General features: G+C 44.9%; 22 protein-coding genes, 1 pseudogene and 1 other annotated feature. Of the genes and pseudogenes, 11 read left to right on the forward strand and 12 right to left on the reverse strand.

Annotated features, from left to right (window positions below):
* Nucleotides 1–12 precede the first annotated feature (12 nt).
* Nucleotides 13–162 carry a teichoic acid D-Ala incorporation-associated protein DltX gene (locus BFW96_RS01475; protein ID WP_003227330.1) on the reverse strand — a complete coding sequence of 50 codons (150 nt, stop codon included), beginning with the start codon at nucleotides 160–162 and terminating at the stop codon, nucleotides 13–15.
* Between the two features lie 149 nt (nucleotides 163–311).
* Here BFW96_RS01475 and BFW96_RS21360 point away from each other — a divergent pair, with 149 nt between their 5' ends.
* From BFW96_RS21360 to BFW96_RS01505, 6 genes are all read left to right on the forward strand, one after another.
* A complete protein-coding gene (locus BFW96_RS21360; RefSeq protein ID WP_052438131.1) occupies nucleotides 312–446 on the forward strand; it encodes a hypothetical protein in 135 nt (44 codons plus the stop codon).
* A gap of 161 nt (nucleotides 447–607) precedes the next feature.
* Nucleotides 608–1,543, forward strand: a complete 936-nt coding sequence (locus tag BFW96_RS01485; protein ID WP_017697250.1) for a 1,4-dihydroxy-2-naphthoate polyprenyltransferase — start codon at nucleotides 608–610, stop codon at nucleotides 1,541–1,543.
* 140 nt (nucleotides 1,544–1,683) lie between these two features.
* Entirely contained in the window at nucleotides 1,684–2,316 is a 633-nt protein-coding gene (gene ywaC, locus BFW96_RS01490; RefSeq protein WP_014665885.1) for a GTP pyrophosphokinase YwaC, read from the forward strand.
* A gap of 138 nt (nucleotides 2,317–2,454) precedes the next feature.
* A complete protein-coding gene (locus BFW96_RS01495) occupies nucleotides 2,455–3,648 on the forward strand; it encodes an MFS transporter (protein ID WP_069838440.1) in 1,194 nt (397 codons plus the stop codon).
* Nucleotides 3,649–3,654: 6 nt separating this feature from the next.
* Nucleotides 3,655–4,038, forward strand: coding sequence for a carboxymuconolactone decarboxylase family protein (locus tag BFW96_RS01500; protein WP_014665883.1), 384 nt, complete (start codon nucleotides 3,655–3,657; stop codon nucleotides 4,036–4,038).
* 67 nt (nucleotides 4,039–4,105) lie between these two features.
* A complete protein-coding gene (locus tag BFW96_RS01505; RefSeq protein WP_069838441.1) occupies nucleotides 4,106–4,945 on the forward strand; it encodes a helix-turn-helix transcriptional regulator in 840 nt (279 codons plus the stop codon).
* A gap of 46 nt (nucleotides 4,946–4,991) precedes the next feature.
* On the opposite strand, the gene ywaD is transcribed toward BFW96_RS01505, so the two are convergent.
* The 3 genes from ywaD to ywaE form a co-directional block, all read right to left on the reverse strand.
* Nucleotides 4,992–6,359: an aminopeptidase YwaD gene (gene ywaD / locus BFW96_RS01510; protein WP_069838442.1), complete on the reverse strand. Its 1,368-nt coding sequence runs from the start codon at nucleotides 6,357–6,359 to the stop codon at nucleotides 4,992–4,994.
* A 149-nt stretch (nucleotides 6,360–6,508) separates the two neighbouring features.
* A complete protein-coding gene (gene tyrS, locus BFW96_RS01515) occupies nucleotides 6,509–7,756 on the reverse strand; it encodes a tyrosine--tRNA ligase (protein WP_083252795.1) in 1,248 nt (415 codons plus the stop codon).
* 40 nt (nucleotides 7,757–7,796) lie between these two features.
* Nucleotides 7,797–8,011: a binding site (T-box leader), on the reverse strand.
* Complete coding sequence (ywaE, locus tag BFW96_RS01520; protein WP_069838444.1) at nucleotides 8,006–8,521, reverse strand: tyrZ transcriptional regulator YwaE; 516 nt, start codon at nucleotides 8,519–8,521, stop codon at nucleotides 8,006–8,008. It overlaps the preceding feature by 6 nt.
* Before the next feature lie 150 nt (nucleotides 8,522–8,671).
* On the opposite strand from ywaE, the gene BFW96_RS01525 reads away from it, so the two are divergent.
* Nucleotides 8,672–9,379, forward strand: coding sequence for a YwaF family protein (locus tag BFW96_RS01525; protein ID WP_069838445.1), 708 nt, complete (start codon nucleotides 8,672–8,674; stop codon nucleotides 9,377–9,379).
* Between the two features lie 115 nt (nucleotides 9,380–9,494).
* Complete coding sequence (locus tag BFW96_RS01530; RefSeq protein WP_040081424.1) at nucleotides 9,495–10,355, forward strand: glycosyltransferase family 8 protein; 861 nt, start codon at nucleotides 9,495–9,497, stop codon at nucleotides 10,353–10,355.
* 52 nt (nucleotides 10,356–10,407) lie between these two features.
* Here BFW96_RS01530 and sacY read toward each other — a convergent pair whose 3' ends face one another.
* The 3 genes from sacY to epr form a co-directional block, all read right to left on the reverse strand.
* A complete protein-coding gene (gene sacY, locus BFW96_RS01535; RefSeq protein WP_040081426.1) occupies nucleotides 10,408–11,250 on the reverse strand; it encodes a transcription antiterminator SacY in 843 nt (280 codons plus the stop codon).
* A gap of 53 nt (nucleotides 11,251–11,303) precedes the next feature.
* Nucleotides 11,304–12,683 carry a SacY negative regulator SacX gene (gene sacX / locus BFW96_RS01540; protein ID WP_014665875.1) on the reverse strand — a complete coding sequence of 460 codons (1,380 nt, stop codon included), beginning with the start codon at nucleotides 12,681–12,683 and terminating at the stop codon, nucleotides 11,304–11,306.
* A gap of 430 nt (nucleotides 12,684–13,113) precedes the next feature.
* Nucleotides 13,114–15,051, reverse strand: coding sequence for a minor protease Epr (gene epr, locus BFW96_RS01545; protein WP_069838446.1), 1,938 nt, complete (start codon nucleotides 15,049–15,051; stop codon nucleotides 13,114–13,116).
* 227 nt (nucleotides 15,052–15,278) lie between these two features.
* On the opposite strand from epr, the gene celB reads away from it, so the two are divergent.
* Nucleotides 15,279–16,613, forward strand: a complete 1,335-nt coding sequence (gene celB / locus BFW96_RS01555) for a PTS cellobiose transporter subunit IIC (protein WP_069838448.1) — start codon at nucleotides 15,279–15,281, stop codon at nucleotides 16,611–16,613.
* 78 nt (nucleotides 16,614–16,691) lie between these two features.
* A pseudogene (locus tag BFW96_RS01560) lies at nucleotides 16,692–17,368 on the forward strand (DUF2711 domain-containing protein).
* Between the two features lie 38 nt (nucleotides 17,369–17,406).
* On the opposite strand, the gene glxA reads toward BFW96_RS01560, so the two are convergent.
* The gene (gene glxA, locus BFW96_RS01565; protein WP_014665869.1) at nucleotides 17,407–17,787 is read right to left on the reverse strand and encodes a glyoxalase GlxA; all 381 of its coding nucleotides are present in this window, start codon (nucleotides 17,785–17,787) and stop codon (nucleotides 17,407–17,409) included.
* Between the two features lie 120 nt (nucleotides 17,788–17,907).
* Here glxA and BFW96_RS01570 point away from each other — a divergent pair, with 120 nt between their 5' ends.
* A complete protein-coding gene (locus tag BFW96_RS01570) occupies nucleotides 17,908–19,095 on the forward strand; it encodes a class I SAM-dependent rRNA methyltransferase (RefSeq protein ID WP_069838449.1) in 1,188 nt (395 codons plus the stop codon).
* A gap of 32 nt (nucleotides 19,096–19,127) precedes the next feature.
* Here the strand turns inward: BFW96_RS01570 and BFW96_RS01575 are convergent, their stop codons facing one another.
* The 4 genes from BFW96_RS01575 to BFW96_RS01590 form a co-directional block, all read right to left on the reverse strand.
* Nucleotides 19,128–19,325, reverse strand: coding sequence for a YwbE family protein (locus tag BFW96_RS01575; protein WP_014481283.1), 198 nt, complete (start codon nucleotides 19,323–19,325; stop codon nucleotides 19,128–19,130).
* Nucleotides 19,326–19,358: 33 nt separating this feature from the next.
* A complete protein-coding gene (locus BFW96_RS01580) occupies nucleotides 19,359–20,561 on the reverse strand; it encodes an MFS transporter (RefSeq protein ID WP_014665866.1) in 1,203 nt (400 codons plus the stop codon).
* Between the two features lie 101 nt (nucleotides 20,562–20,662).
* Nucleotides 20,663–21,340: a CidB/LrgB family autolysis modulator gene (locus BFW96_RS01585; RefSeq protein WP_014665858.1), complete on the reverse strand. Its 678-nt coding sequence runs from the start codon at nucleotides 21,338–21,340 to the stop codon at nucleotides 20,663–20,665.
* A complete protein-coding gene (locus BFW96_RS01590) occupies nucleotides 21,322–21,708 on the reverse strand; it encodes a CidA/LrgA family holin-like protein (RefSeq protein ID WP_003227375.1) in 387 nt (128 codons plus the stop codon). The genes BFW96_RS01585 and BFW96_RS01590 overlap by 19 nt, the downstream gene beginning before the upstream one ends.
* Between the last annotated feature and the right edge of the window lie 82 nt (nucleotides 21,709–21,790).

A 21,790-nucleotide genomic window follows, 5' to 3' on the forward strand; every position in this document is an offset into this window, starting at 1 on the left:
TTCTCTCTCCAATTAGAAATCGTTATAAATATATGAACCGGTATTCGCGGTGTGAAAACCATACATAAAAAACAAAACAAGCAGTATCATCAAATAAAAGCCTGTATGACATGTCCACTTGACAGCGGGTTTTTCATACAGCTGTTTCATTAATTGCAGCATATCAAAAATTCCCTTCCCGTTTTTTCGACAATCACATGATTATTTGACGATCAGATGCTCAAAAAGTTTCATTTTTTCCCTAAACTCCCTCAAATTAATATATCGGCGTCTGTTTTTAAAAATGAATCTTTATACCTGCAGGGGCAAGAATGGAATGTTTCGAGCTGATTCATAATAAAGGAAAAGATACATGGAGTCAAAAGATCTTTTTAACTTTTAAAAAGCGTAATGTACTTAAAAAAATTTTTCTGTACCTGTTCGATCAAGTGGAAGCAGAAACCTAATGAAATCGGGGCGGAAGCGCATAATAAGAAAGAAAACGCCTTCTTGCGGTATCTTGTGAAATAAGGGAGAAGTCATTATGATAGATAAGGAAGCAAAAGGAGTTTTTTATTAAGCTGCCGGCTGAAAAAAAGTAAGCCTTTTAATAGAAAGGAAGAGGAAGATGAACCAAACAAATAAGGGTGAGGGTCAGACAGCGCCGCAAAAAGAAAGCATGGGGCAGATCCTTTGGCAGTTAACCCGTCCTCATACGTTAACCGCATCGTTTGTGCCTGTGCTGCTCGGAACCGTTTTGGCGATGTTTTATGTGAAGGTTGATCTGCTGCTGTTTTTGGCTATGCTGTTTTCTTGCCTATGGATCCAGATCGCGACGAACTTATTTAATGAATACTATGATTTTAAACGCGGGTTAGATACAGCAGAATCAGTCGGAATCGGAGGGGCAATTGTACGCCACGGAATGAAGCCCAAAACGATTTTGCAATTAGCTCTCGCATCATACGGGATTGCCATTCTGCTCGGTGTCTATATTTGTGCCAGCAGCAGCTGGTGGCTCGCTTTGATCGGCCTTGTCGGCATGGCGATCGGCTACCTGTATACAGGCGGGCCGTTGCCGATCGCGTACACGCCGTTCGGTGAATTATTCTCAGGCATTTGCATGGGTTCGGTGTTTGTGCTGATTTCGTTTTTTATTCAGACAGATAAAATCAATATGCAAAGCATTTTGATCTCGATCCCGATTGCGATTCTTGTCGGCGCGATTAACCTGTCAAACAACATTCGCGATATTGAAGAGGACAAAAAAGGCGGGCGCAAAACATTGGCGATTTTGATGGGGCATAAGGGAGCTGTTACTCTGTTAGCTGCGTCGTTTGCCGTCGCTTATATTTGGGTTGTCGGCTTGGTTATTACCGGTGCCGCAAGCCCTTGGCTGTTTGTCGTCTTTTTGAGCGTGCCTAAGCCGGTTCAGGCAGTAAAGGGCTTCGTCCAGAAAGAAATGCCGATGAATATGATTGTCGCAATGAAATCAACAGCCCAAACAAATACATTTTTCGGATTCCTGCTCTCAATCGGTTTATTGATCAGCTATTTCCGATAATAAAAAGACCGCTCGTTTCGTGCGGTCTTTTTTTGTTACAATCGACCGCAAATTGTAAAAAAATTCATAGAACCTTGCTGCAGACAGGTACGTCTAGTACATGGACAGCGGATAAAGTTCCGTTAAAGGAGATGACGAAAATGGATTTATCTGTAACACATATGGACGATTTAAAAACAGTAATGGAAGATTGGAAAAATGAATTATTAGTTTATAAATTTGCGCTAGATGCACTCGATACAAAGTTCTCAATTATCAGCCAGGAATATAACCTCATTCACGGACACAACCCGATTGAACATACAAAATCCCGTGTCAAAAGCTTTGAAAGCATCGTAAATAAGTTGATGAGAAAGGGCTGCGAAATTACGACGAGGGAAATGAAGGAGCATATTCACGACATTGCCGGCGTGCGCATCATCTGTTCCTTTATTTCTGACATTTATAATGTCGTAAATGTGTTGAAGCAGCATGAAGATTTGAGAATCGTAAAGGTAAAGGATTATATCCAGACACCCAAACCGAATGGCTACCGAAGCCTGCATTTAATCATTGAGATGCCTGTGAATTTAACGAATCGTGTGGAATACGTCAAAGCAGAAATTCAAATCCGGACGATCGCGATGGATTTCTGGGCGAGCCTTGAACATAAAATTTACTATAAATTGAACAATGACGTTCCTAAGCAATTAACAGATGAGCTGAAGGAAGCCGCGGAAATCGCCCATTACCTAGATGAGAAAATGCTGGGGATTAAGAAAGAAGTGGATTGATAAACAAAATGTTTTACAAAAGCGAAGCCTGACAGGGTTTCGCTTTTTTGCTTTGCTAGTACTTTTTATACCAGTATAAACTCACTTCTGTTTCCATGATTGAACCTGCTTTATCATGCATGAAGAAAGGAGGTAAACATGATCCATTCCATTTCATTATCGAGAGGTTTGATTTTTCTTATAGCGGTGACTTGCGGGTTTACTGTAGCTAATGTCTATATCAATCAAACTTTGCTTGTCAGCATGGCAGGCACGTTTCATGTGACGCCGGCACAAGCGGGGATGATTGCTACATTGGCGCAGATTGGCTATGCGGCTGGGAACTTGCTGCTTGTTCCATTGGGAGATCTTTTTGAACGCCGCCGCTTCATTGTGAGCCTGCTATTTTTAGTGGGGGTTTGTTCGGCCGCTTCAGCGTTAGCTGTAAGCTTTCCATGGCTAGTCATCACAAATTTATTATTGGGATTCTTCACGATTATTCCTCAAATCCTTGTGCCGTTTGCGGCAGGTTTAGCAAATGACAGGAACAGAGGAAAAGTACTCGGAAACGTAGCCATCGGCTTGGTTTGCGGAATTTTAGGGGCGAGAGTGGTCAGCGGAGCGATAGATGCCCATTATGGCTGGCGCGTGATGTATTGGATTGCCTGTGCAGCAGCCGTCATCATTATGTTGATCATTCACTTCTGCTTTCCGAAAAGCAAAGGGACACATGCATTTCATTACGGAAAACTCATTTCTTCATTATTTCCCCTTTTGATCAAAGAGAAAGTGTTAAGAAAAGCATGTGTAAACCAAGGCTTCATGTTCGGCGCCTTCAGTTTATTTTGGACGGCGTTAGTGTTTATGGTGAGTGAACCTCCATTCTCGTTTGGCAGCCAGACTGCCGGAACAATCGGTTTGGTGGGAATTGGCGGGGCTTTTGCGACTCCGCTGATCGGCCGGATTATTGATCAAAAAGGAGCTGCTTTTTCCAACAAGCTTTGTATGTCTTTTACCTTATTGTCATTTGTTTTATTAATGGCAGGCCAGGCTTCATTGATTGTGATTGTATTGGGCGCTTTATTCATCACTATGGGCATTCAGGCGAATCAGGTGGCGTGTCAGGCGGAGATTTTCCAATTGTCGGCTGAAATGAGAAGCAGATTGAATGGCATCTTTATGGTCAGCACGTTTTTAGGCGGCGCCTTGGGATCGTATGCAGGGGGTGCAGTCTGGATGCTGTTTCATTGGAACGGCGTTTGTATTATGGGGATGATCATGGTCGGTATTGCCTTCAGTTCAAGGATTACCATAAATCGTACTACTAAAAAAGCGATATTGGAAGGGAGATAGAAGCTGGTGCAAACAAGTGAACGTTTTAAAAAAGGGTTAGATATTCTGAAACAAATTGATGAGGAGAACTATGAAGCGATCGTGGACAATTTTAAACATTCCATCGCTCCGGACCTTGGTGTGCTTGCCGTGGAGTTTAACTACGGTCAGATTTTTTCAAGACCAGGTCTTGATCTGAAATCCAGATTATTAGCAACCGTTGCTGGATTGACTGCATTGGGCAATACCCAGCAGCTAAAATTCTATATTAACGGAGCCCTGAATGTCGGATGGACACAAGAAGAACTCATAGAAGTGATGATGCAGATGATTATTTATTCAGGTTTCCCGAATGCGCTGAATACCATTCTTCCTGTGGCCGCGGAAGTATTTGCAGAACGAAACAAATAATATAAAAACCTTCTCCTTTTTATGTAGAATACTAATAGGAAATTCTATGCGGAAGGAGAGTGTGTATGTGGACAGTATGGCAGAAAAACGGAAAGAGCTAGGGGAGTTTTTAAAACTTAAAAGGGCACAGATTTCTCCGCAAGAGTTTGGATTGCCTATGGGCACCAGAAGGAAAACGACAGGCTTGAGGAGAGAGGAATTAGCCCAGCTGTCCGGTATAGGTGTCACATGGTACACATGGCTTGAGCAGGGAAGGGATATTCGGGTATCTACACAGGTACTGGAAAGCATATCGAGAGTGCTCAAATTGAATTACGAGGAAAAACGCCATGTCTTTCTGTTGGCGGGCCATCATGTTCCTTTAGACGATCAGGATGAAGAAAATAAAAGCCTTCCTCTGGCTGTGCGGCACTTTATTGATCATTTAACCAATTGCCCTGTTTATGTGACTGACGAAAAGTGGGACGTTATTGCTTGGAACACAGCAGCTTGTGCTGTGTTCGGCAATTTTGGCCAAATGAGCAGAAAGGAAAGAAACGCCATATGGCGATGTTTCACCTCGAAGGAGTATCGGAATCTGCTTGACGACTGGGAAAGCCACGCCAAAAAACTGATCGCACAGTTTCGATCGACAGCCAGCCGGTTTCTTGGGGAAGCATGGATAAAAGAGCTGATCGATGAGTTAACTGAAAGAAGCCCGGAATTTAAAAAATGGTGGAACCACCATGAAGTATTAGGCACACACGCAGGAGAAAAAGTACTTCATCACCCGGCAGCCGGAACAATGGTGATGGAGCATATGACATTACAAATATATGACTCTCCTGATTTGAAACTGACCATTTATCGGCCGTTAGAAAAAGAAAATACAGTTGATAAACTGAAAGCTTTACTTATAGACGGCTAAACAGCTGATCATTATAAAAAAGACGGCACCCAAGTGCCGTCTTTTTTTATTTGATATCTTCATAAATGTCAGATGCTTTGGCCTTCATTTGTTTCTTAATGGTTTTCGGTTTCTTCTCTTTTTTCACAGCCTCATAGACAGCGGCTGTCACAAGATCGCCTGCTTGCTGGAGGCGGTCCTTGCTGATATGTTCGATCGAGTCTTCGGGGGTATGATACCATGGCTCAACTTCTTCTGTTTCCGGGTCTCCCCAAATAAAGTTGGCGGAATCAATGCCGGCTTCATGGAATGGCACATGATCAGATGATCCTCCCTGTGTCAGAGACAGGCTGTCAAACCCTATTTTTTCAGCGGCCGTATGGCTGGATTCCCAAACAGCGTTTGATTGGCCGTCCAATGTGTTGACATACAGCTCAGACGCTTTTTCCCAGCTTGTGCCTACCATATCTAAGTTGAAGTTCACTTCGCTTCGTTTCAGCTCTTTTTCGGATAGATGATCTACATAGTGAGAGGAACCGAGCAAACCGAGCTCTTCAGCGCCGAAAGCGATAAAGCGGATTTCTTTATCAGATGGAACGCTTTTTAAGACACGCGCCATCTCCAGCATAACAGAGGTTCCTGAGCCGTTGTCATTTGCTCCGGGCGAAAAAGGAACACTGTCGTAATGGGCCGTCACGTATACAATGTCTGGATGTTTGATATTCTTTGGTTTTTTGATTCCGATGATGTTCTGGGAGGTTTGGTTTGTGAATGCTTTTAGTTTTAAAGTGGCTTCTTTTTGCTGGGTAAGTGCTTCGCCGTCTTCTTTCTTAATGCCGACGACCGGAATGCCGGATTTATTTCCCGACAGGTTTGGCGTCATAGGCACGAGGCTTTCTTTGTTGTTATAAATGATGACAGCTTTCGCTCCAGCGGCTTCGGCATTTTTGGCTTTCTCGTAATAAGTCAGGTCTCCTCTGGAAATTAAGGCGATTTTGCCCTTGACGTCAGCGGTAAAGTCCTTTTGATAGCCCAAGCCTGCATTGTAAAGCGGAGCCGTTAGTCCTTGTTCCTCAGTCGGAGCCGAGCCGGACGCCGCTTGGAGAAGAATATCGCGTCCTTCTGAAGACAGCGTTCCCTCAAGGCGGTCAGGAATGTCGAATCGTTGAACCTTTACATCAAGCTTTAATTTTCTCATTGATGAGGCGATCAATAGGGCACTCTTTTTTTCAGCTGCAGTTCCGGCTATTCTGGGGCCGATTGCTTCACTTAGCTGAGAAATGGTAGAGTACGCACGCTTTGCTTTGAATGGAAGCTCGCGCTCGCTATCTGATAGTTGTACAGCGTGCGCCGCAGGAGTAACACTCTGTGCCGGCAAGAGCAGTGTGCCGGCAGTTAAAACAGCCATCGTCATGACAGTCAAAAGCTTTTTCATCAAAAATAAACCTCCCCTAAATATATGGTTGGGGAATATTTCGGGATGCTAAAGGAGTTTCCTGCAAGATGAAGAGTGTTTTTGAAAAGACAGTGCTTTATACCTGCAAAAAACGCTTATGAATGAAGGATCATAAGCGTTTCGGGATATCAGACTTTTTTGAGCTTTAAAAACTTGCGTTTGCCGACTTGGATGATCATATTCTCTCTTATCTCTGCTTTGGCGTGAACATCTGTTATTTTCTCTCCGTCGATGCGTACACCGCCGTTTTGAATCATGCGGCGCGCCTCGCTCTTCGAAGAGAGGAGTTCCAGCTTGACGAGCAGATCAATCATCGCTATCGTTTTCTCGCCTTTCCAGTTTACGGCCGGTATATCCTCTGGCAGGCTGTTTTCCTGAAAGACTGTTTTAAACGAGTGTTCGGCAGCTTCTGCGGCTTTCTCGCCGTGATACATTCGGACGATTGTTTTAGCTAAAAGCATTTTAGCATCACGCGGATGAACGGCGCCGGTTTCTAAGTCTTTTACCAGCTGTTTTTTCTCTTCAAGCTCTAAGTCTGTCGCCAGGTGGATGTATTTTTTCATCAGGCTGTCGGGCAGTGACATCGTTTTCCCGTACATGTCGTTTGGATGTTCGTCAATGCCGATGTAGTTGTGTTTCGACTTCGACATTTTCTCCACGCCATCCAAGCCTTCCAAGAGCGGCATCAGGATGACGACTTGTTTTTCTTTGTTGTATCGTTCTTGGAAATGCCGTCCCATGAGGACATTGAAATGCTGGTCTGTTCCGCCAAGTTCAATATCGCTTTCGAGAACGACGGAATCGTATCCCTGCATCAATGGGTAAAAGAATTCATGAAGCGAGATCGGTTTTTGCATGGCGATGCGTTCTTCAAAGTCGTCACGCTCCATCAGGCGGGCTACGGTTATTTTGCCTGCCAATTCAATGACATCCTCCAGATTCAATGTTTTCAGCCATTTCGAGTTGTAGTGAAGCTCGACTTTTTCAGGATCCAGCACTTTTCCGAATTGCTGAAAATATGTTTTGGCGTTGTGTTGAACTTCTTCATCAGTCAGCTGCTTTCTTGCTGCTGATTTTCCGGTCGGATCACCGATTTTCCCTGTGAAATCCCCAATTAACAGCTGGACAATGTGGCCGTTTTCTTGAAATTGACGCAGCTTGTTTAACACAACCGTATGGCCCAAATGTACATCTGGTGCAGACGGATCTAATCCAAGTTTAATTTTGAGCGGTGTGCCTGTCGAAATCGATTTCACGAGCTTTGCCTTTAATTCCTCCGGCGGTATGACTTCGTGGGCGCCTGTCATGTATAGCTGAAGCTGTCTTTCGACTTCTTTTTGCTGTGCTGCTGTGAGCTGTTCAAATGTTTTCATCACTTTTCCTCCTTTTTTAAAACACAAAAAAGAGCCCATCCCGATAAGGGACGTGGCTCAATGCACGCGGTACCACCCTGGTTGAAGACATCGTCTTCCGCTCATTCGAATAACGGTTTCCCGTTCTTTGCTACTTTTAAGGTTCACAAAGAAAGCTCGGGGAGGTAATTCACGTTTGCCTGTGCGCCGGCTCGCACCTTCCGCCGGCTCTCTGGAACAGGGAGACAAACCCTACTGGATTCCCGTCAAAGCTTATGGTGTATGAAGATTGTCAGCTACCTTTCTAAGCAGCCCTGTCAATGTTTTCTGTTCGTCCTTTGTCATTCCCGCTATGAGCTCTGTTTCCCCTTTGTGAAACTCAGGGTAGAGTTCTTCGATCGCTTGTTTGCCGGAATCGGTGATGGAGACAAACACGAGTCGACGATCTCTTGTGTCGATGCTTTTACGGCAAAAACTCTTTTTTTCGAGCGTTTTGATCACGTTGCTTGCTGTAGCTGTAGATATCCCTGACAGCTCAGCGATTTTTCTTGTCTCGAGCGCTCCCCATACCCATAGATCATAAAGAATGGAGAAAGCGGTCCAAGAAAGGTTATAGGAAGAAAGAACCTCAGTCTCCATTTTGACACGGAGCCTTTGCGCAGACCGATACAGATTCGTAGCGATCGAAATGGCTTCCAGGTTGAGTGACTCGACGGGCATTTGTTTGAGCTTAGAAAGTGTATCGTGTTCTTCCTTCCGAAGCTGCTGATGTTGATGTGAACGTTCCATTTTTTAGGCCTGCCTTAAATTATCAGAATCATTAGCTATGAAACGAATTGTAACAGAGTCTGATATGAACTTCAAGCCCATATATCGGTTGTATAAAAAAAGCCCAAACAACGCCAAAATAAACAAAAACCCGCAAACGGGGGTGCAGTTTTGCAAAAGTATATTCAATCTGTCTATAAGCATGATCCGTTTCATCTGTTTTCGACAGAGCATGTAGTGACGTTAGTGATTATCGCTCTTTTGGCCGTTCTGTTGTTTCTGTTTCAAGATGGGATTAAACGGTCTAAGGCCAGCCGGTTTTTGCGTTTTTTGTTTGTGTTTCTTTTGCTTGGTTCGCAAATCGGCTATCAAATATGGATGATCGCCACGGGCAGGTGGTCAGTGCGTACGTCATTGCCTCTCCAGCTTAGTGACCTGTCGGTGTATTTGTCAGCCATTATGCTAGTGACAAAAAGCAGAAAGCTGTTTGTATTTTTGTTTTTTGCCGGCATTGGCAGTTCGATTCAGGCTCTTGCCACTCCCGACCTCGGCATGTATTCTTTTCCGCATATCCGATATATCCTCTTTTTTATTTCGCACGGGTCCGTGTTTTTATCCTGTCTGCTGATGGCGGTGATTGGCACATACAGAATGGGCCAGCGCTCGTTATGGGTGACTGTCCTGCTTGTTAATGTGTACGGCGTCTGCATTTACCTGATTGATCGATGGCTTGGCGCGAATTATATGTATTTGACGAAAAAACCGGGAGGATCCTCTCTCTTGGATGTTCTCGGGCCATGGCCGTGGTATATCGTCTCGGCTGAAGCCATCACGATCGCCAGCTTTTTCATTCTTTATTGGCTTTATCGCATCTTCTAAAAATGACACCTTTTTTGTTGTATCACACATTCTGTTTTAAAAAATGTCGGAGAACGTGTTTATTTTTTTGAAAAAGGGTATGTAACTTGTACAACAAAAAGGGAGATGAATACCATTGAGGAAAGATGAAATCATGCATATCGTATCATGCGCAGATGATAATTATGCTCGTCATTTGGGTGGGATGTTCGTTTCTTTATTGACTAATATGGATCAGGAGAGAGAGGTTAAATTATACGTCATTGATGGCGGAATTCAGCCTGATAACAAAAAAAGACTGGAAGAAACTACTTTGAAATTCGGCGTTCCGATTGAGTTTTTAGAAGTGGATACCAACATGTATGAACATGCTGTAGAGAGCAGCCATATTACAAAAGCAGCGTATTACCGCATTTCGATTCCCGACTTAATTAAGGATGAAAGCATCAAACGAATGATTTACATCGATTGCGATGCGCTTGTCCTAGAGGATATTTCAAAGTTATGGGACTTGGACATTGCGCCATATACCGTTGCCGCTGTTGAGGATGCGGGGCAGCATGAACGCCTGAAGGAAATGGACATCACTGATACAGGGAAGTATTTTAACTCAGGTATCATGATTATTGATTGTGAGTCTTGGAGAAAGCAAAACATCACAGAAAAAGTCATCAACTTTATCAATGAACACCCAGACGAAGACTTTCTTGTGCTGCACGACCAAGATGCACTGAATGCGATCTTGTATGATCAGTGGTATGAACTTCATCCGCGCTGGAACGCTCAAACCTATATCATGTTAAAGCTGAAAACCCCACCGACTCTGTTAGGGCGGAAGCAATATAATGAAACGAGAGAAAACCCGGCAATCGTGCACTTTTGCGGCGGAGAAAAGCCTTGGAACTCCAATACAAAACATCCGTATCGCGATGAGTATTTCCATTACATGTCGTATACGAAGTGGAATACGATTGGGAACCCGGCGATCAACCAATAATATAGATATAAAAAACGCTTTTGAGATGATCAAAAGCGTTTTTTTGTTTGCTTCAGCGTGCGACTGACCGTTGGTAGAACCGCTGAATATGCATGGCGATGTAGCACAATTCTTTTTCAGGAAACTCAAAGCCGTATTCCTTTTTCACAAAGGTGCCGATGCTAAGGGCGCACAGGAAAGCATCCTTAAACCTCTCTTTAATGATGTCGATCATTTCTGCGTCCAGCTCATAAATGGATTCGCCCGCTTTGATATGCTGAATGGCAAAGCGGAGATGGGTCACGAGCCGTTCATAAGAGATGGTATCTTCCACGATATTGATAGACAGCTGAATTTCGATAATCTCGATAATATCACGGATCATTGTTGTAATATCTAGCGTTTGGGTCATATCGCCGGCATTGTTTCTTGCTGTGTGGATATGCATGGCAATATTGCCGATTTCATCATCTGGAATGTGAATCCCCAGTTTATCTTTAATCAGTGCTCTGGCCCATAAGCCGATCTGGAACTCCTTCGGATAAAGGACCTTGATTTCATTTAGCAGCGGATTTTTAATGACCATCCCATTGCTCAGGCGTTCAATCGCAAAGGAAAGATGGTCTGAAAAAGCGACATGAATGCGCTCATTGATTTTGATGTTCAGCTCTTTTTCGGCATGAGAGATAATTTGCTCAGAAATCTGAATATGGTCTTCAGGCAATGTTTCTAAAATCTCTTCGAACTGCTTATAGTCAGCTGTATCTTTTCTGATAAAGGTTTTTTCTATTTTTGACGGATCAACAATATCATTCTTCTTTTTGTCGAACCCAATTCCTGCACCCAAGAGAATCTTCTCTTCATTTTGATCCTTTACGACGATAGCATTATGATTTAAGATTCTTTTAATTTTCATAGCTTTTTTGTCCTTTCATCCCCCGTTTTATGAATGAAAACGAATAAATCCAGTTATTCTGTCTCTTCTTTAAACCCGAGAAACAATGTAGCTATAAAAGCAGAGACGGCGGCGATCAAAAAACCGATCATATAATGAACAAAATTCGCGGCGCCAAACGGCAGCACAATTGAAATCATCGGAATGCCTGTCAGCCCGTAGGAATTTGCCACAACTTGTACCGCGACCACGTACGCTCCGCCAATAGCACCGCCGATGGCTGCACCGATAAAGGGACGGATCAGTTTGAGATTCACCCCGAATACAATCGGTTCAACAATGCCTAAAAACGCGGTCAGAGAAGCAGGGAGCGCAATTTTTTTCAGGCTTGATTGTTTCGTTTTGAGGAATACTGCAAGCCCCGCTCCGCCCTGGGCCACATTCGCCATCGACCATATCGGCACTAAAAAGTTGACACCGACATGCGGATTCGCAAGCAGCGTTGCTTCAATCGCATAAAAGCTATGATGCAAGCCAGATAGGACGATAGTAGAGTAGATGCCGCCGAAAAGGGCTCCGGCGGCAATGCCGGCGTGATCATAAATATAGACTATCGATTGTGTCATGATTTGGCCGACGATAGAAGCGGCGGGATTCATCACAATCAGCGCGAGGCACCCTGTCACCATGACCGTAATAAAGGGAATGATCACGACATCAAGTGACTTCGGCACAATCGCTTTTAATAGCTTCTCAATTTTGCTCATGACAAAAACGGAGAGAAGAATCGGTATGATGGAACCCTGATAGCCCATCATCGGGATGTGAAGCCCCCATATATCTAAAGAAGACGGGGTTTTGCTGCCGAGCATAGACGGGTCCAGCAGATCAGGATGCGTCAAAAGCCCCGCGATCACTGCCCCTAGATATGGGTTGCTGCCAAATTGCCGTGCGGCACTGAAGCCGACTAAAATCGGCAGCAAAATAAAGGCTGTGCTGGACACGAGGTCGAGCATTTTAATCCATGGGCTGCCGGCAGCGAACCAGTGAAACACCTTAATCATGCCAATCAGCCCCATGAGCAGGCCGCTTGCTGTTATTGCCGGAATAATCGGCACAAAAATATCAGACAGTGTTTTCGCAAAAGCTGCGGCAGGGTTCAGCTTCCGGCTGGCTTTTTTCTGGTGAACAGGCTCTTCAGAAGGCGCGGCCTCCCACACTTGAACGACTTCTTTATATATTTTGTTGACGACGCCTGCTCCGAAAATAATCTGGAATAGTCCGTATCGGAAAAAGGTGCCCTGCACACCTTGCAGGTTCTCAATGGCACGTATATCAATTTTCGTCTCGTCCTTTACATCAAAACGAAGACGGGTCGTACAATGGCTGATGCTGATAATGTTGTTTTTTCCTCCTGCTAGCAGCAGTAAGTCTTTTGCAATCTCATTATGCAAGCAATCAAAACCTCCTTTGCTGAAGAAAAGTCGGCTTGTTCATCGTATCAAATGAAAAGTTGACAATCAAAATGAAAAAAGTGAGAAATACCGGTTGAAAATGACAAAAATGCCCGCGTCGGTGACGGAGCATTAGTATAGGAATTGTTGTCCAAGGCGCCGTTATGAGACCAACACGAAAAGAAGAGTTAAAATGCCCTGCTTTTTTAGGCACTAATACTCCCTTTGCATCATTGGGTCTTGCCTGCCTGCCCAGTCACAATCCCGCCATATGTGGTGATAACTGTAATAACGTTCATTTTATGCTGTTCATGGCTGTATAGCAATAGTATGAAAAGCCTGTGCGATGGATGGGAAAAAGGTTGTGTGCGGTGTTCTAAGAAGATAAAAACCCTTTAAGACCTGGTATGCAAGTCTTAAAGGGTTTTGGTTACTTTTTCGCTTTGACGGTGTTCAGCCGTTTTTGCAGCTTTGTTTTTTCATTGGATGCTTTTAATTGGTTCACTGCAGACTGAGCGGATGTCTTCGATTTCTTTGTTTTGTCTTTCTCCGCTTTCTTTACTTTAGCTTTTGCCGTTTCGACTTTTTTTGCTTCAGCTGCCGCCACTTTTTTCTTCACTTTGTCTAACCGTTTTTGCAATGCTGTTTTGTCCTTGCCTGATTGAAGCTGATTGACGGCTGATTGTGCTTTTGCCGCATTTGCATCAGTTGATGTCTTTTCAGCGAAGGAGACGGATTGCTGCGCTGTTTTCAAATTGGTGCTTTTCACTTTGGCAAGGCGTTTCTGCAGGGACGTTTTTTCTGAACCTGCCGGCAGCTTGCCAACTGCTGATTGTGCGCTATCCACATCTGTTTTCTTTTTGCTTTTCTCCGCTTTCGCAACTTTGTCTTTCGCCTGCTTTGATGCGATGTAGCGTTTAACTTGGTCTAACCGTTTTTGCAGGTTCTTTTTGTCTGTTCCGTTCGGCAGCTTGTTAATGGCAGGTTGGGCTGTATCAACGGTTTGCTGTGTTTTGTACTTTTCTGCCTTTGCGACTTTGTCTTTCGCATCTTTTACATTTCTGTATGACTGTACTTTATCCAGTCTTTTTTGCAGGGCAGTTTTGGCGTCGGAGTCCGGCAGCTGGCTGACGAGTTCCCGCGCTTTGTCGATATCGGTTTGTGCTTTTGATTGTTCCGCTTTTTTCACCGCTTGCTCTGCTGCCGTGTACGCTGAATTTGTTGCCTGTGCTTTATACTGGATTAAGCCGTAGCCAAATTGCTGATCGCGGCCTGCGGTACCAAGATCAACGATGTTTTTCCGCATTTCCTCACGAAGCTGGACGTTTGTCTCGTCAGGGTCCCGCTGTTTTAACAAAGCAAACATGGCAGCGGCGTGGGGTGTCGCTTGGGATGTCCCGCTTCCTGTCGCATAATACTGGTTTACGTAAGTGCTCGTGATGTTTGTTCCCGGCGCTGAAAATTCAACTTCATCTCCAGTTGTTGAGAAGGAGGCAAGCTGATTCTTTTCGTTTGTTGCCGAAACCGCAACGACACTGCTGTACGCCGCCGGATAATTCACTGGTTTTCCGTTTCCGTCATTCCCGCTTGCTGCAACAAGCAGAACGCCTTGTTCATATGCTTTGTCCACGGCGTCATGAAGGATTTTGCTGTCTGACGTCGTGCCAAGGCTCATATTGACGATGTCCATCCTGTTTGCGATCGACCAGTCAATTCCTTGGAGAAGGCTTTGAAGATCCCCCGAGCCGTTCTGATCAAGCGCTTTAACCGCGTATATTTGTGCTTCCGGTGCGATGCCGTCAATTCCGTAGCCATTGTGCTTGGCTCCGATAATCCCTGCGACATGTGTTCCGTGGCCGTTATCATCTTTGTAAGAAGAGGTATAACTGACAGCTGAATACCCGCCGGCAATCGACAGGTCATCGTGGGGGGAGATTCCGCTGTCAATGACGGCAATTTTGACACTTTTTCCTGTCAGTCCTGCCTTCCAGGCCTGTTTTACCTGAATGGGCTCAAGGTTCCATTGCTCGAAGTTGTCAGAGGTGTCAGCGCCGTCTGACAGCACTTTGAAATCCGTGCTGTCTGCTGCGGTAAAGGATACGTTATTTTCTACATACAAAATATCAGGATCCTGCTTTAATTCTTTTACTGTCTCCTGATCTGCTGTGACTGCTACTGCGGGAAGATGCTTATACTGCTTTTCAACATCAGCATCGCTGTCCAGGATGGTTTCCTTTCCGGCCTTGTTTTTATAAACCACAATGACCTCTTTCTCGCTGCTGTTTTGCGCATGAGCGAGAGGGCCTATGGCGAGAAAACTGAAAAACAGAGTGACTGATACAACAAGTTTGCAAGACATGTTTTTCATGATTAATCTCCTTTTTCTATGATGTTTGATATATATATCGGAGAAAAAAAGAGAGATTGATAGTAAGAAGGAAAAAAATTTTCATGGGCAGGGTTGTTTAGCAAAATGCAGATTTTTTCCGCAGGAAGAGGAAATTTTCCAAATGAATTTGTAAGCGTTTTCAAAATAAGATAAAGAAAACATTGCGGAGGTTGTTCACAAAGCAATGAGAAAAGGGGGCTTTTCAGATGAGCGCATTCACTCGGGTAATGGAAGAAAAAATAATGCCTGTCGCCGGGAAAATTGCCGGACAGCGGCACCTCAGCGCTTTGCGTGACGGAATTATCCTGACCATGCCGCTGATTATTATCGGGTCTGTCTTCTTGATTTTAACGAGCCTGCCGATTCCGGGGTATGCTGATTTCATGGCGAGTGTGTTTGGGAAGGAGTGGGCTGATAAGCTCGGATATCCCGTCAATGCTTCGTTTGATATTATGGCGATGATCGCCGCTTTCGGGATCGCCTATCGGCTGGCGGAAAGCTATGGTGTTGATGCCCTTTCGGCCGGAGCGATTTCAATTGCCGCATTTCTATTGGCAACGCCGTTTGAGGTGCCGTTTACGCCGGATGGCTCAACGGAGTCCATCATGGTAGGGGGCGGAATCCCGATCACGCTGCTCGGCAGCAAAGGCTTATTTGTCGCCATGCTGATCGCTTTGTTTTCAACCGAAATCTATCGATATATTATTCAAAAGAATATCGTCTTCAAAATGCCAGACGGTGTGCCGCCTGCGGTAAGCAAATCGTTTGTCGCGCTGATCCCCGGCTTTATCATTGTGTTTCTCGTGTGGCTGGCGCGTCTTCTGATTGAAATGACACCTTTTCAGAGCCTGCACAATGTCGTAGGAGACCTGCTTGGCACACCGCTTTCCATCCTTGGCGGCAGTCTCGGCGGAAGCCTGATTGCTGAATTTGTGCAGATGCTGCTTTGGTCGTGCGGGATTCACGGGGCTTCCATCATTGGCGGAATCATGGCGCCAATTTGGTACGGCGCGATGGATGCCAACCGTCTCGCCTTCCAAGCGGGTGAGGCGCTGCCAAGCATTTTTACGACTCAGTTTTTTCAAATTTGGATCAATGTCGGCGGAAGCGGAGCGACGCTGGCGCTTGTCTTGACGATGCTTGTCCGGTCTCGCAGCAAACAAATGAAGCAGCTTGGCCGATTAGGGATTGGGCCCGCGCTTTTTAATATCAACGAGCCGATTATTTTCGGCATGCCGATTGTCATGAACCCGCTGCTCATTGTTCCATTCATCATCGCGCCGCTCCTCACGATTACCGCAACTTATATCGGCATGAGCACCGGATTGGTGGCGAAGCCGGCCGGAATCGCCGTGCCATGGACGATGCCGCCGCTCATATCAGGCTATTTGGCGACAGGCGGCAAGGTCTCGGGCGCCGTTATGCAGCTGGTGAATCTGTTGATCACCTGTGCTATCTACTATCCGTTTTTCAGAATATGGGATCATCAAAAATGGCGGGAAGAGAGTGCGGTTGAATCCGGAGATAAGAATGTGACGTGATAGATGATCAGCCTATCATAGGGCTGATCATCTTCTTTCAAACGAATGGAAATGTTAGAATATGTAAAGGAGGTGCGCATGTTAGATTATATATGGTTCGATGACGAATCACCGATCTTACAACAAATACCTGTTGAATACTCATCAGCTGCTCTTATTTTTTCTCCTTTTATCCAAATGCCTGAAGGATGGGAGAAAGCAAAGAGAAAACATGATTACGAGCATATTTATCCAAACGATGATGAAATAAGAAGAAAAGGCAAGGCTGTTTCCTGGGAGAAGGTTATGTCCTCTTGCGGCTTGCAAACACATGCTGAGCTGGCGCTGGCTTTAATGACATCGATAGGCGCCTTAAGGGACGAGTGCGCGAGAGAGGATTTGGCTGAGCTTTTACATGAAAACATAATGGAGACCTCTATTATCCCAGTGAGGATCATATTTCAAATTTTCATATTCCGGGTTTGATAAAGGTGTTAGGTATGAACGGATCTAATCGGTTTTATTACGCAGAACCGATTGTGGAAAACAGCGGCTTTTTGGACATAACTGAGGCGAACTTGCGAACGGTTCTTGATGAAGCCGCGGCAGAGCTCGTTTTGACTGATGAGAAAATGGAGTTTGTGTTTATGAGCGTATATGACTCATTCATTAATGTCTTTTTAGCAAAAGATAAAAACATCAATGACCTGGTTCAGCGTATGGACTGGGAAGCGATGGTTTGCGATGAGTCGACGCATATCAGTTGGTACAGATAAAAAAGAACGTACATCATAGTATGTACGTTCGTTATTTTTTACCGCTGAAAGAACTCAATCCACTCACCGTCAGGGCCTTCGATATAGAAATAACGGTATCCGTTTGGAAGTGTTGTGATCTCCTCGTCAATAAATTTTGCGTTCATTCTTTCCGCTTTTGTATATTCAGCCGCGATGTCATCCGTCAGCAGGGCAATGTGGTGCACTTTTCCTTCGGAGGGAAGCTCACTGCTGTAGCCTTGAATCAGTTCGATTTCTGTTTCCGGGCCGTCTTCAAAGCCGAGAAAAGCAAGCTCGATTACACCGTTCGTATGTGTGATGCGATCCTTCAATTTCATGCCGAGTACCTCTTCATAAAATGTGATGGACGCGTTAATATCTCTTACCATGATGCCTGTATGGTCAATTCGTTTTGGCATGCTGCTCCTCCTCGTAACTCTTTTTGTCTATCGTAGAAAAACCTTTCCTTTCTGTCAATGCAGACATCTTGGCGTTTTGTGGTACGATAAGAGAAAGCAAACAGAAAGAGGACGACATATATGAAGCTACTCACCCTAAAGAAAGCACACGCTGCCAAAATCAAAAAAGGCTATCCCCTTATCGAAAAAGAAGCTCTCGCAGGGAGTGCGGGGCACATGAAAGAAGGAGACCTCGTTGATATCGTGTCTGAGAGCGGCGAGTTTCTCGCACGGGGCTATTATGGCCTGCAAAACAAAGGGGTCGGCTGGACGCTTACCCGCAATAAACATGAACAGATTGACCAAGCCTTTTTTCTCAGCAAATTAACAAAAGCGGCCCAAGCGCGCGCCACATTATTCGAGACTCAAGATACAACGGCCTTCCGCCTGTTCAACGGTGAGGGCGACGGTGTCGGCGGCGTCACCATCGACTATTATGACGGCTATCTGCTGGTACAATGGTACAGCAAGGGCATTTACACCTTTAAAGATATGCTGATTTCCGCTTTGGATGAGATGAATCTTGATTATAAAGCGATTTACGAGAAAAAACGCTTCGACACGGCTGGACAATACGTTGAAGACGATGACTTCGTGAAAGGGAAAAGAGGCGAGTTCCCGATCATCACCCAGGAGAATGGCATTCAATACGCGGTGGATCTGAATGAGGGTGCCATGACGGGCATCTTTTTGGATCAAAGACATGTGCGCAAGGCAATTAGAGACCGCTATGCAAAAGGGAAAACCGTTTTAAATACGTTTTCTTATACGGGTGCATTCTCCGTGGCGGCGGCGCTTGGCGGAGCGGAGAAAACAACAAGCGTGGACGTGGCAAACCGAAGCTTGGCCAAAACGATCGAGCAATTCAGCGTGAACAAGCTGGATTACGAAGCGCACGACATTAAAGTGATGGACGTGTTTAATTATTTTTCATATGCTGCAAAAAAGGATTTGCGCTTCGATCTCATTATCCTCGACCCGCCTTCCTTTGCGCGTACAAAAAAACGCACCTTCAGCGCGGCCAAGGATTATAAAAACCTGCTGAAGGAAACGATCGCCATCACAGCTGACAAGGGTGTCATTGTTGCCTCTACAAACAGCAGCGCCTTTGGCATGAAAAAGTTCAAAGGCTTTATCGATGCCGCCTTTAAAGAAACAAATGAACGCTACACGATTATTGAGGAATTTACACTGCCGGAGGATTTCAAAACGATTTCGGCATTTCCGGAAGGCAACTATCTGAAAGTGGTCTTTCTGCAGAAAAAATAACGAAAAAGCTGCCCTGTTCGGGGGCAGCTTTTTTATGTAGAAATGATCTGCTGGACGCGGCCGATACGGCCATCTTCAAGCCGGACTTTAATGCCGTGCGGATGAAAGCTTGATTTCGTCAAAATATCCTTCACTGTCCCTCGCGTCAGTTTTCCTGTTTTTTGATCCTCTTTCAATACAATATCAACCTGCAACCCTTTCGAAATGCTGTTTCGCTCTTGCCCGTTCATAACGCACATCCTTTCTTTTGTTCATTATAGTCATTATGGTTTAAAAGTAACAGCCGGCTGATGAAGTGTATTTTTGTTTTTTTCAGCCTTCATTAAATATAATGTCAAGCCAAAGCCTGCTATGCTCAGAATGCCAAAAAGCAAGTAGACTGCGAAGATCGATACGTAGTCAAAAATATACCCGCCCGCAAATGTGCAGAACCAGTTGCCGAACCCGTTGCCGATGGCGGCGTACATGGTCAGCGCCGTCGCTTCAACGTGTCTTGGAGTAATCTTTTTCACATATTGAAGTGCTGCCGGGATAAATAAACCGATGGCCACTCCTTGAAGAAAGACCGTCGCATAAATGATCCATAGTGAAGGCGCCGTGAAATAGAGCGCCCACCTGAATAATGAAACCCCGCCTGACAGCATAATGACGTTGAGCAGCCCCATTTTATCTATAAATGTTTGGGCAAATCGCATAAATGGTATTTCCGAAATGACGCCGATAAAAAATAAAATGCCGATAGCGGAAAGTGACGCGCCGCTTTTGTCCAGAAAAAGACTAAAATACGTATTGTTTGCTAAGTTTGGAGCAAATGTCGTAAAAGTGATGATCATAAAGATGAGGAAGGTTTTGTTGCTGATAAGCTCCCGGAATCCTTTGCGGATATTGACCTTTGTTTTCGTTTTCTGCTGGCCCGGCATTTGAGAAGCCAATATGGCGGCAATGCATAGAAAGGCACAGCCGAAGATAAAGATCACATGAATGGGATACAGCTGATTCGTCACCTGTCCCATCACAAACACCGCGACGCCGAAGCCGAGAGAACCAAACAGGCGGATTCCGCCATAATTGCCGTTTGTTTCTTGTGTGTACCTTAGTGAAATGCTGTCCGAAAGTGGAATAATCGTGCTTTGAAAGGCTGCAAAACAGGCCGCAATCAAAATAAACAGAGGAAAGCTGTCAAATGCAATATAGCCTAGTCCAATGATGCCTGTGATTGATGTGCAAACCGCCAGCAGGCTTTTCGTTTTTTGTGTATAGTCGCTCAGCATGCCCCAAAATGGCTGAAAGAAAATCATCACAATCGGGCCCAGTGACATGATCAAGCCGACCTGTGATCCGCTTAAATGCTGTTCCTTCGTTAAATACATACTGAGTAGGGGAATCATGCTGCCCGTACCGAGAAAAGCAAACAAATAAAATCCTTTTAACGCGGCATAATGCCGTCTCACCTGCAAGTTGTGCATCAGGGTGCCTCCTTTGGGTATCCACAAATACATTATATTGGAATTCGCCAGCTTTTCAATAAGTGGAAGCACATAAAAAAACTGCCCTTGATAGGACAGTTTTACATAAATGAAAGCAAAAACGGCGCCGCGCAAAGCGTCATAATCGCAGCTAGGATCATCGACACGCTTGAAATCGTGCCGGACACAGAGCTGAGCTCAAATGCTTTTGACGTTCCCGCTCCGTGCGCGCTTGTGCCGAGCAGCACGCCTCGTGCGATTTCGTTATCAATGCGGAAATAGCGGATGACCATCGGGCCGATCACTGTGCCGAACAAAGCGGTTAAAATCACAAACACGGCAGTGACGGCTGGCATTCCGCCGATCATTTCAGATACGTTCATCGCGATCGGCGTTGTCACTGATCTCGGGACGAGGCTGTCAATTAAGCCGGTGCCGAGATGAAGCCATTTCGCAATAAGAGCGGTAGAAATAATCGCGATGCATGAACCGACAGCCACATTCAAAATAATTTCCACTGCGTATTTCTTTAAAACAGGGAAATATTTATATAGCGGGATCGCGAATGCCACGGTGGCCGGCTGAAGCATATCGGTCAGCAAACCGCCGCCGAGATTATAGGACTCGTACGGGACATTCACCAGCAGCAGCAGACCGACTAACACAGCGGGCGTCAGCAATAGCGGCGACGTATAAACACGCGGAAAGCGTTGATAGACCTTTTTTGCTCCTAAATACACCAAAACCGTTAAAAACAAACTTACAATTCCGATGAACACGTATGCTTTTTCTCCTTTCTCTTTGCAATGAGTTGTGTAAGCGTTCCTGTAGACACCATCACGACAAACGTGCTGATGATGACAACCAGCAGAATGCTGACACCAAATTTCGACATAATGTCTCCGTATTCAATCACTCCGACGGCAGACGGGATAAAAAATAAAAGCAGCTCCCCGAGAAGCCACGCTGCACCAAGCTCAATCCATTCAAGCTTGATGATATTAAAGTGCAATAATGTGAAAAGAATCACAATCCCTATTATACTGCCGGGAATATTTATATGAAGAAGGGCTGTCACCCAATTAATCAGCCGAGCAAATATAAATAACAGAGCGATTTGAATAACGGTTAGCAACAGTTTTTTCATATTGATGCCTCCCTTATATTCATATTGTACATAAGGTCTCGCTATAGGTAAAATATATATTAAGAATAAGAAGTATTCCTTT

The sequence above is a fragment of the Bacillus sp. F56 genome (genome assembly GCF_001748205.1).
Lineage (GTDB): Bacteria > Bacillota > Bacilli > Bacillales > Bacillaceae > Bacillus > Bacillus stercoris.

Coding starts and splice junctions, on each gene's coding strand:
- celB (WP_069838448.1), top strand. CDS start 15,279: ATGAGCGCATTCACTCGGGTAATGGAAGAAAAAATAATGCCTGTCGCC.
- BFW96_RS01580 (WP_014665866.1), bottom strand. CDS start 20,561: ATGCACAACTTGCAGGTGAGACGGCATTATGCCGCGTTAAAAGGATTT.
- ywaD (WP_069838442.1), bottom strand. CDS start 6,359: ATGAAAAAGCTTTTGACTGTCATGACGATGGCTGTTTTAACTGCCGGC.
- BFW96_RS01475 (WP_003227330.1), bottom strand. CDS start 162: ATGCTGCAATTAATGAAACAGCTGTATGAAAAACCCGCTGTCAAGTGG.
- ywaE (WP_069838444.1), bottom strand. CDS start 8,521: ATGGAACGTTCACATCAACATCAGCAGCTTCGGAAGGAAGAACACGAT.
- glxA (WP_014665869.1), bottom strand. CDS start 17,787: ATGCCAAAACGAATTGACCATACAGGCATCATGGTAAGAGATATTAAC.
- BFW96_RS01570 (WP_069838449.1), top strand. CDS start 17,908: ATGAAGCTACTCACCCTAAAGAAAGCACACGCTGCCAAAATCAAAAAA.
- epr (WP_069838446.1), bottom strand. CDS start 15,051: ATGAAAAACATGTCTTGCAAACTTGTTGTATCAGTCACTCTGTTTTTC.
- BFW96_RS01575 (WP_014481283.1), bottom strand. CDS start 19,325: ATGAACGGGCAAGAGCGAAACAGCATTTCGAAAGGGTTGCAGGTTGAT.
- sacY (WP_040081426.1), bottom strand. CDS start 11,250: ATGAAAATTAAAAGAATCTTAAATCATAATGCTATCGTCGTAAAGGAT.
- BFW96_RS01495 (WP_069838440.1), top strand. CDS start 2,455: ATGATCCATTCCATTTCATTATCGAGAGGTTTGATTTTTCTTATAGCG.
- BFW96_RS01590 (WP_003227375.1), bottom strand. CDS start 21,708: ATGAAAAAACTGTTGCTAACCGTTATTCAAATCGCTCTGTTATTTATA.
- BFW96_RS01485 (WP_017697250.1), top strand. CDS start 608: ATGAACCAAACAAATAAGGGTGAGGGTCAGACAGCGCCGCAAAAAGAA.
- ywaC (WP_014665885.1), top strand. CDS start 1,684: ATGGATTTATCTGTAACACATATGGACGATTTAAAAACAGTAATGGAA.
- BFW96_RS21360 (WP_052438131.1), top strand. CDS start 312: ATGGAATGTTTCGAGCTGATTCATAATAAAGGAAAAGATACATGGAGT.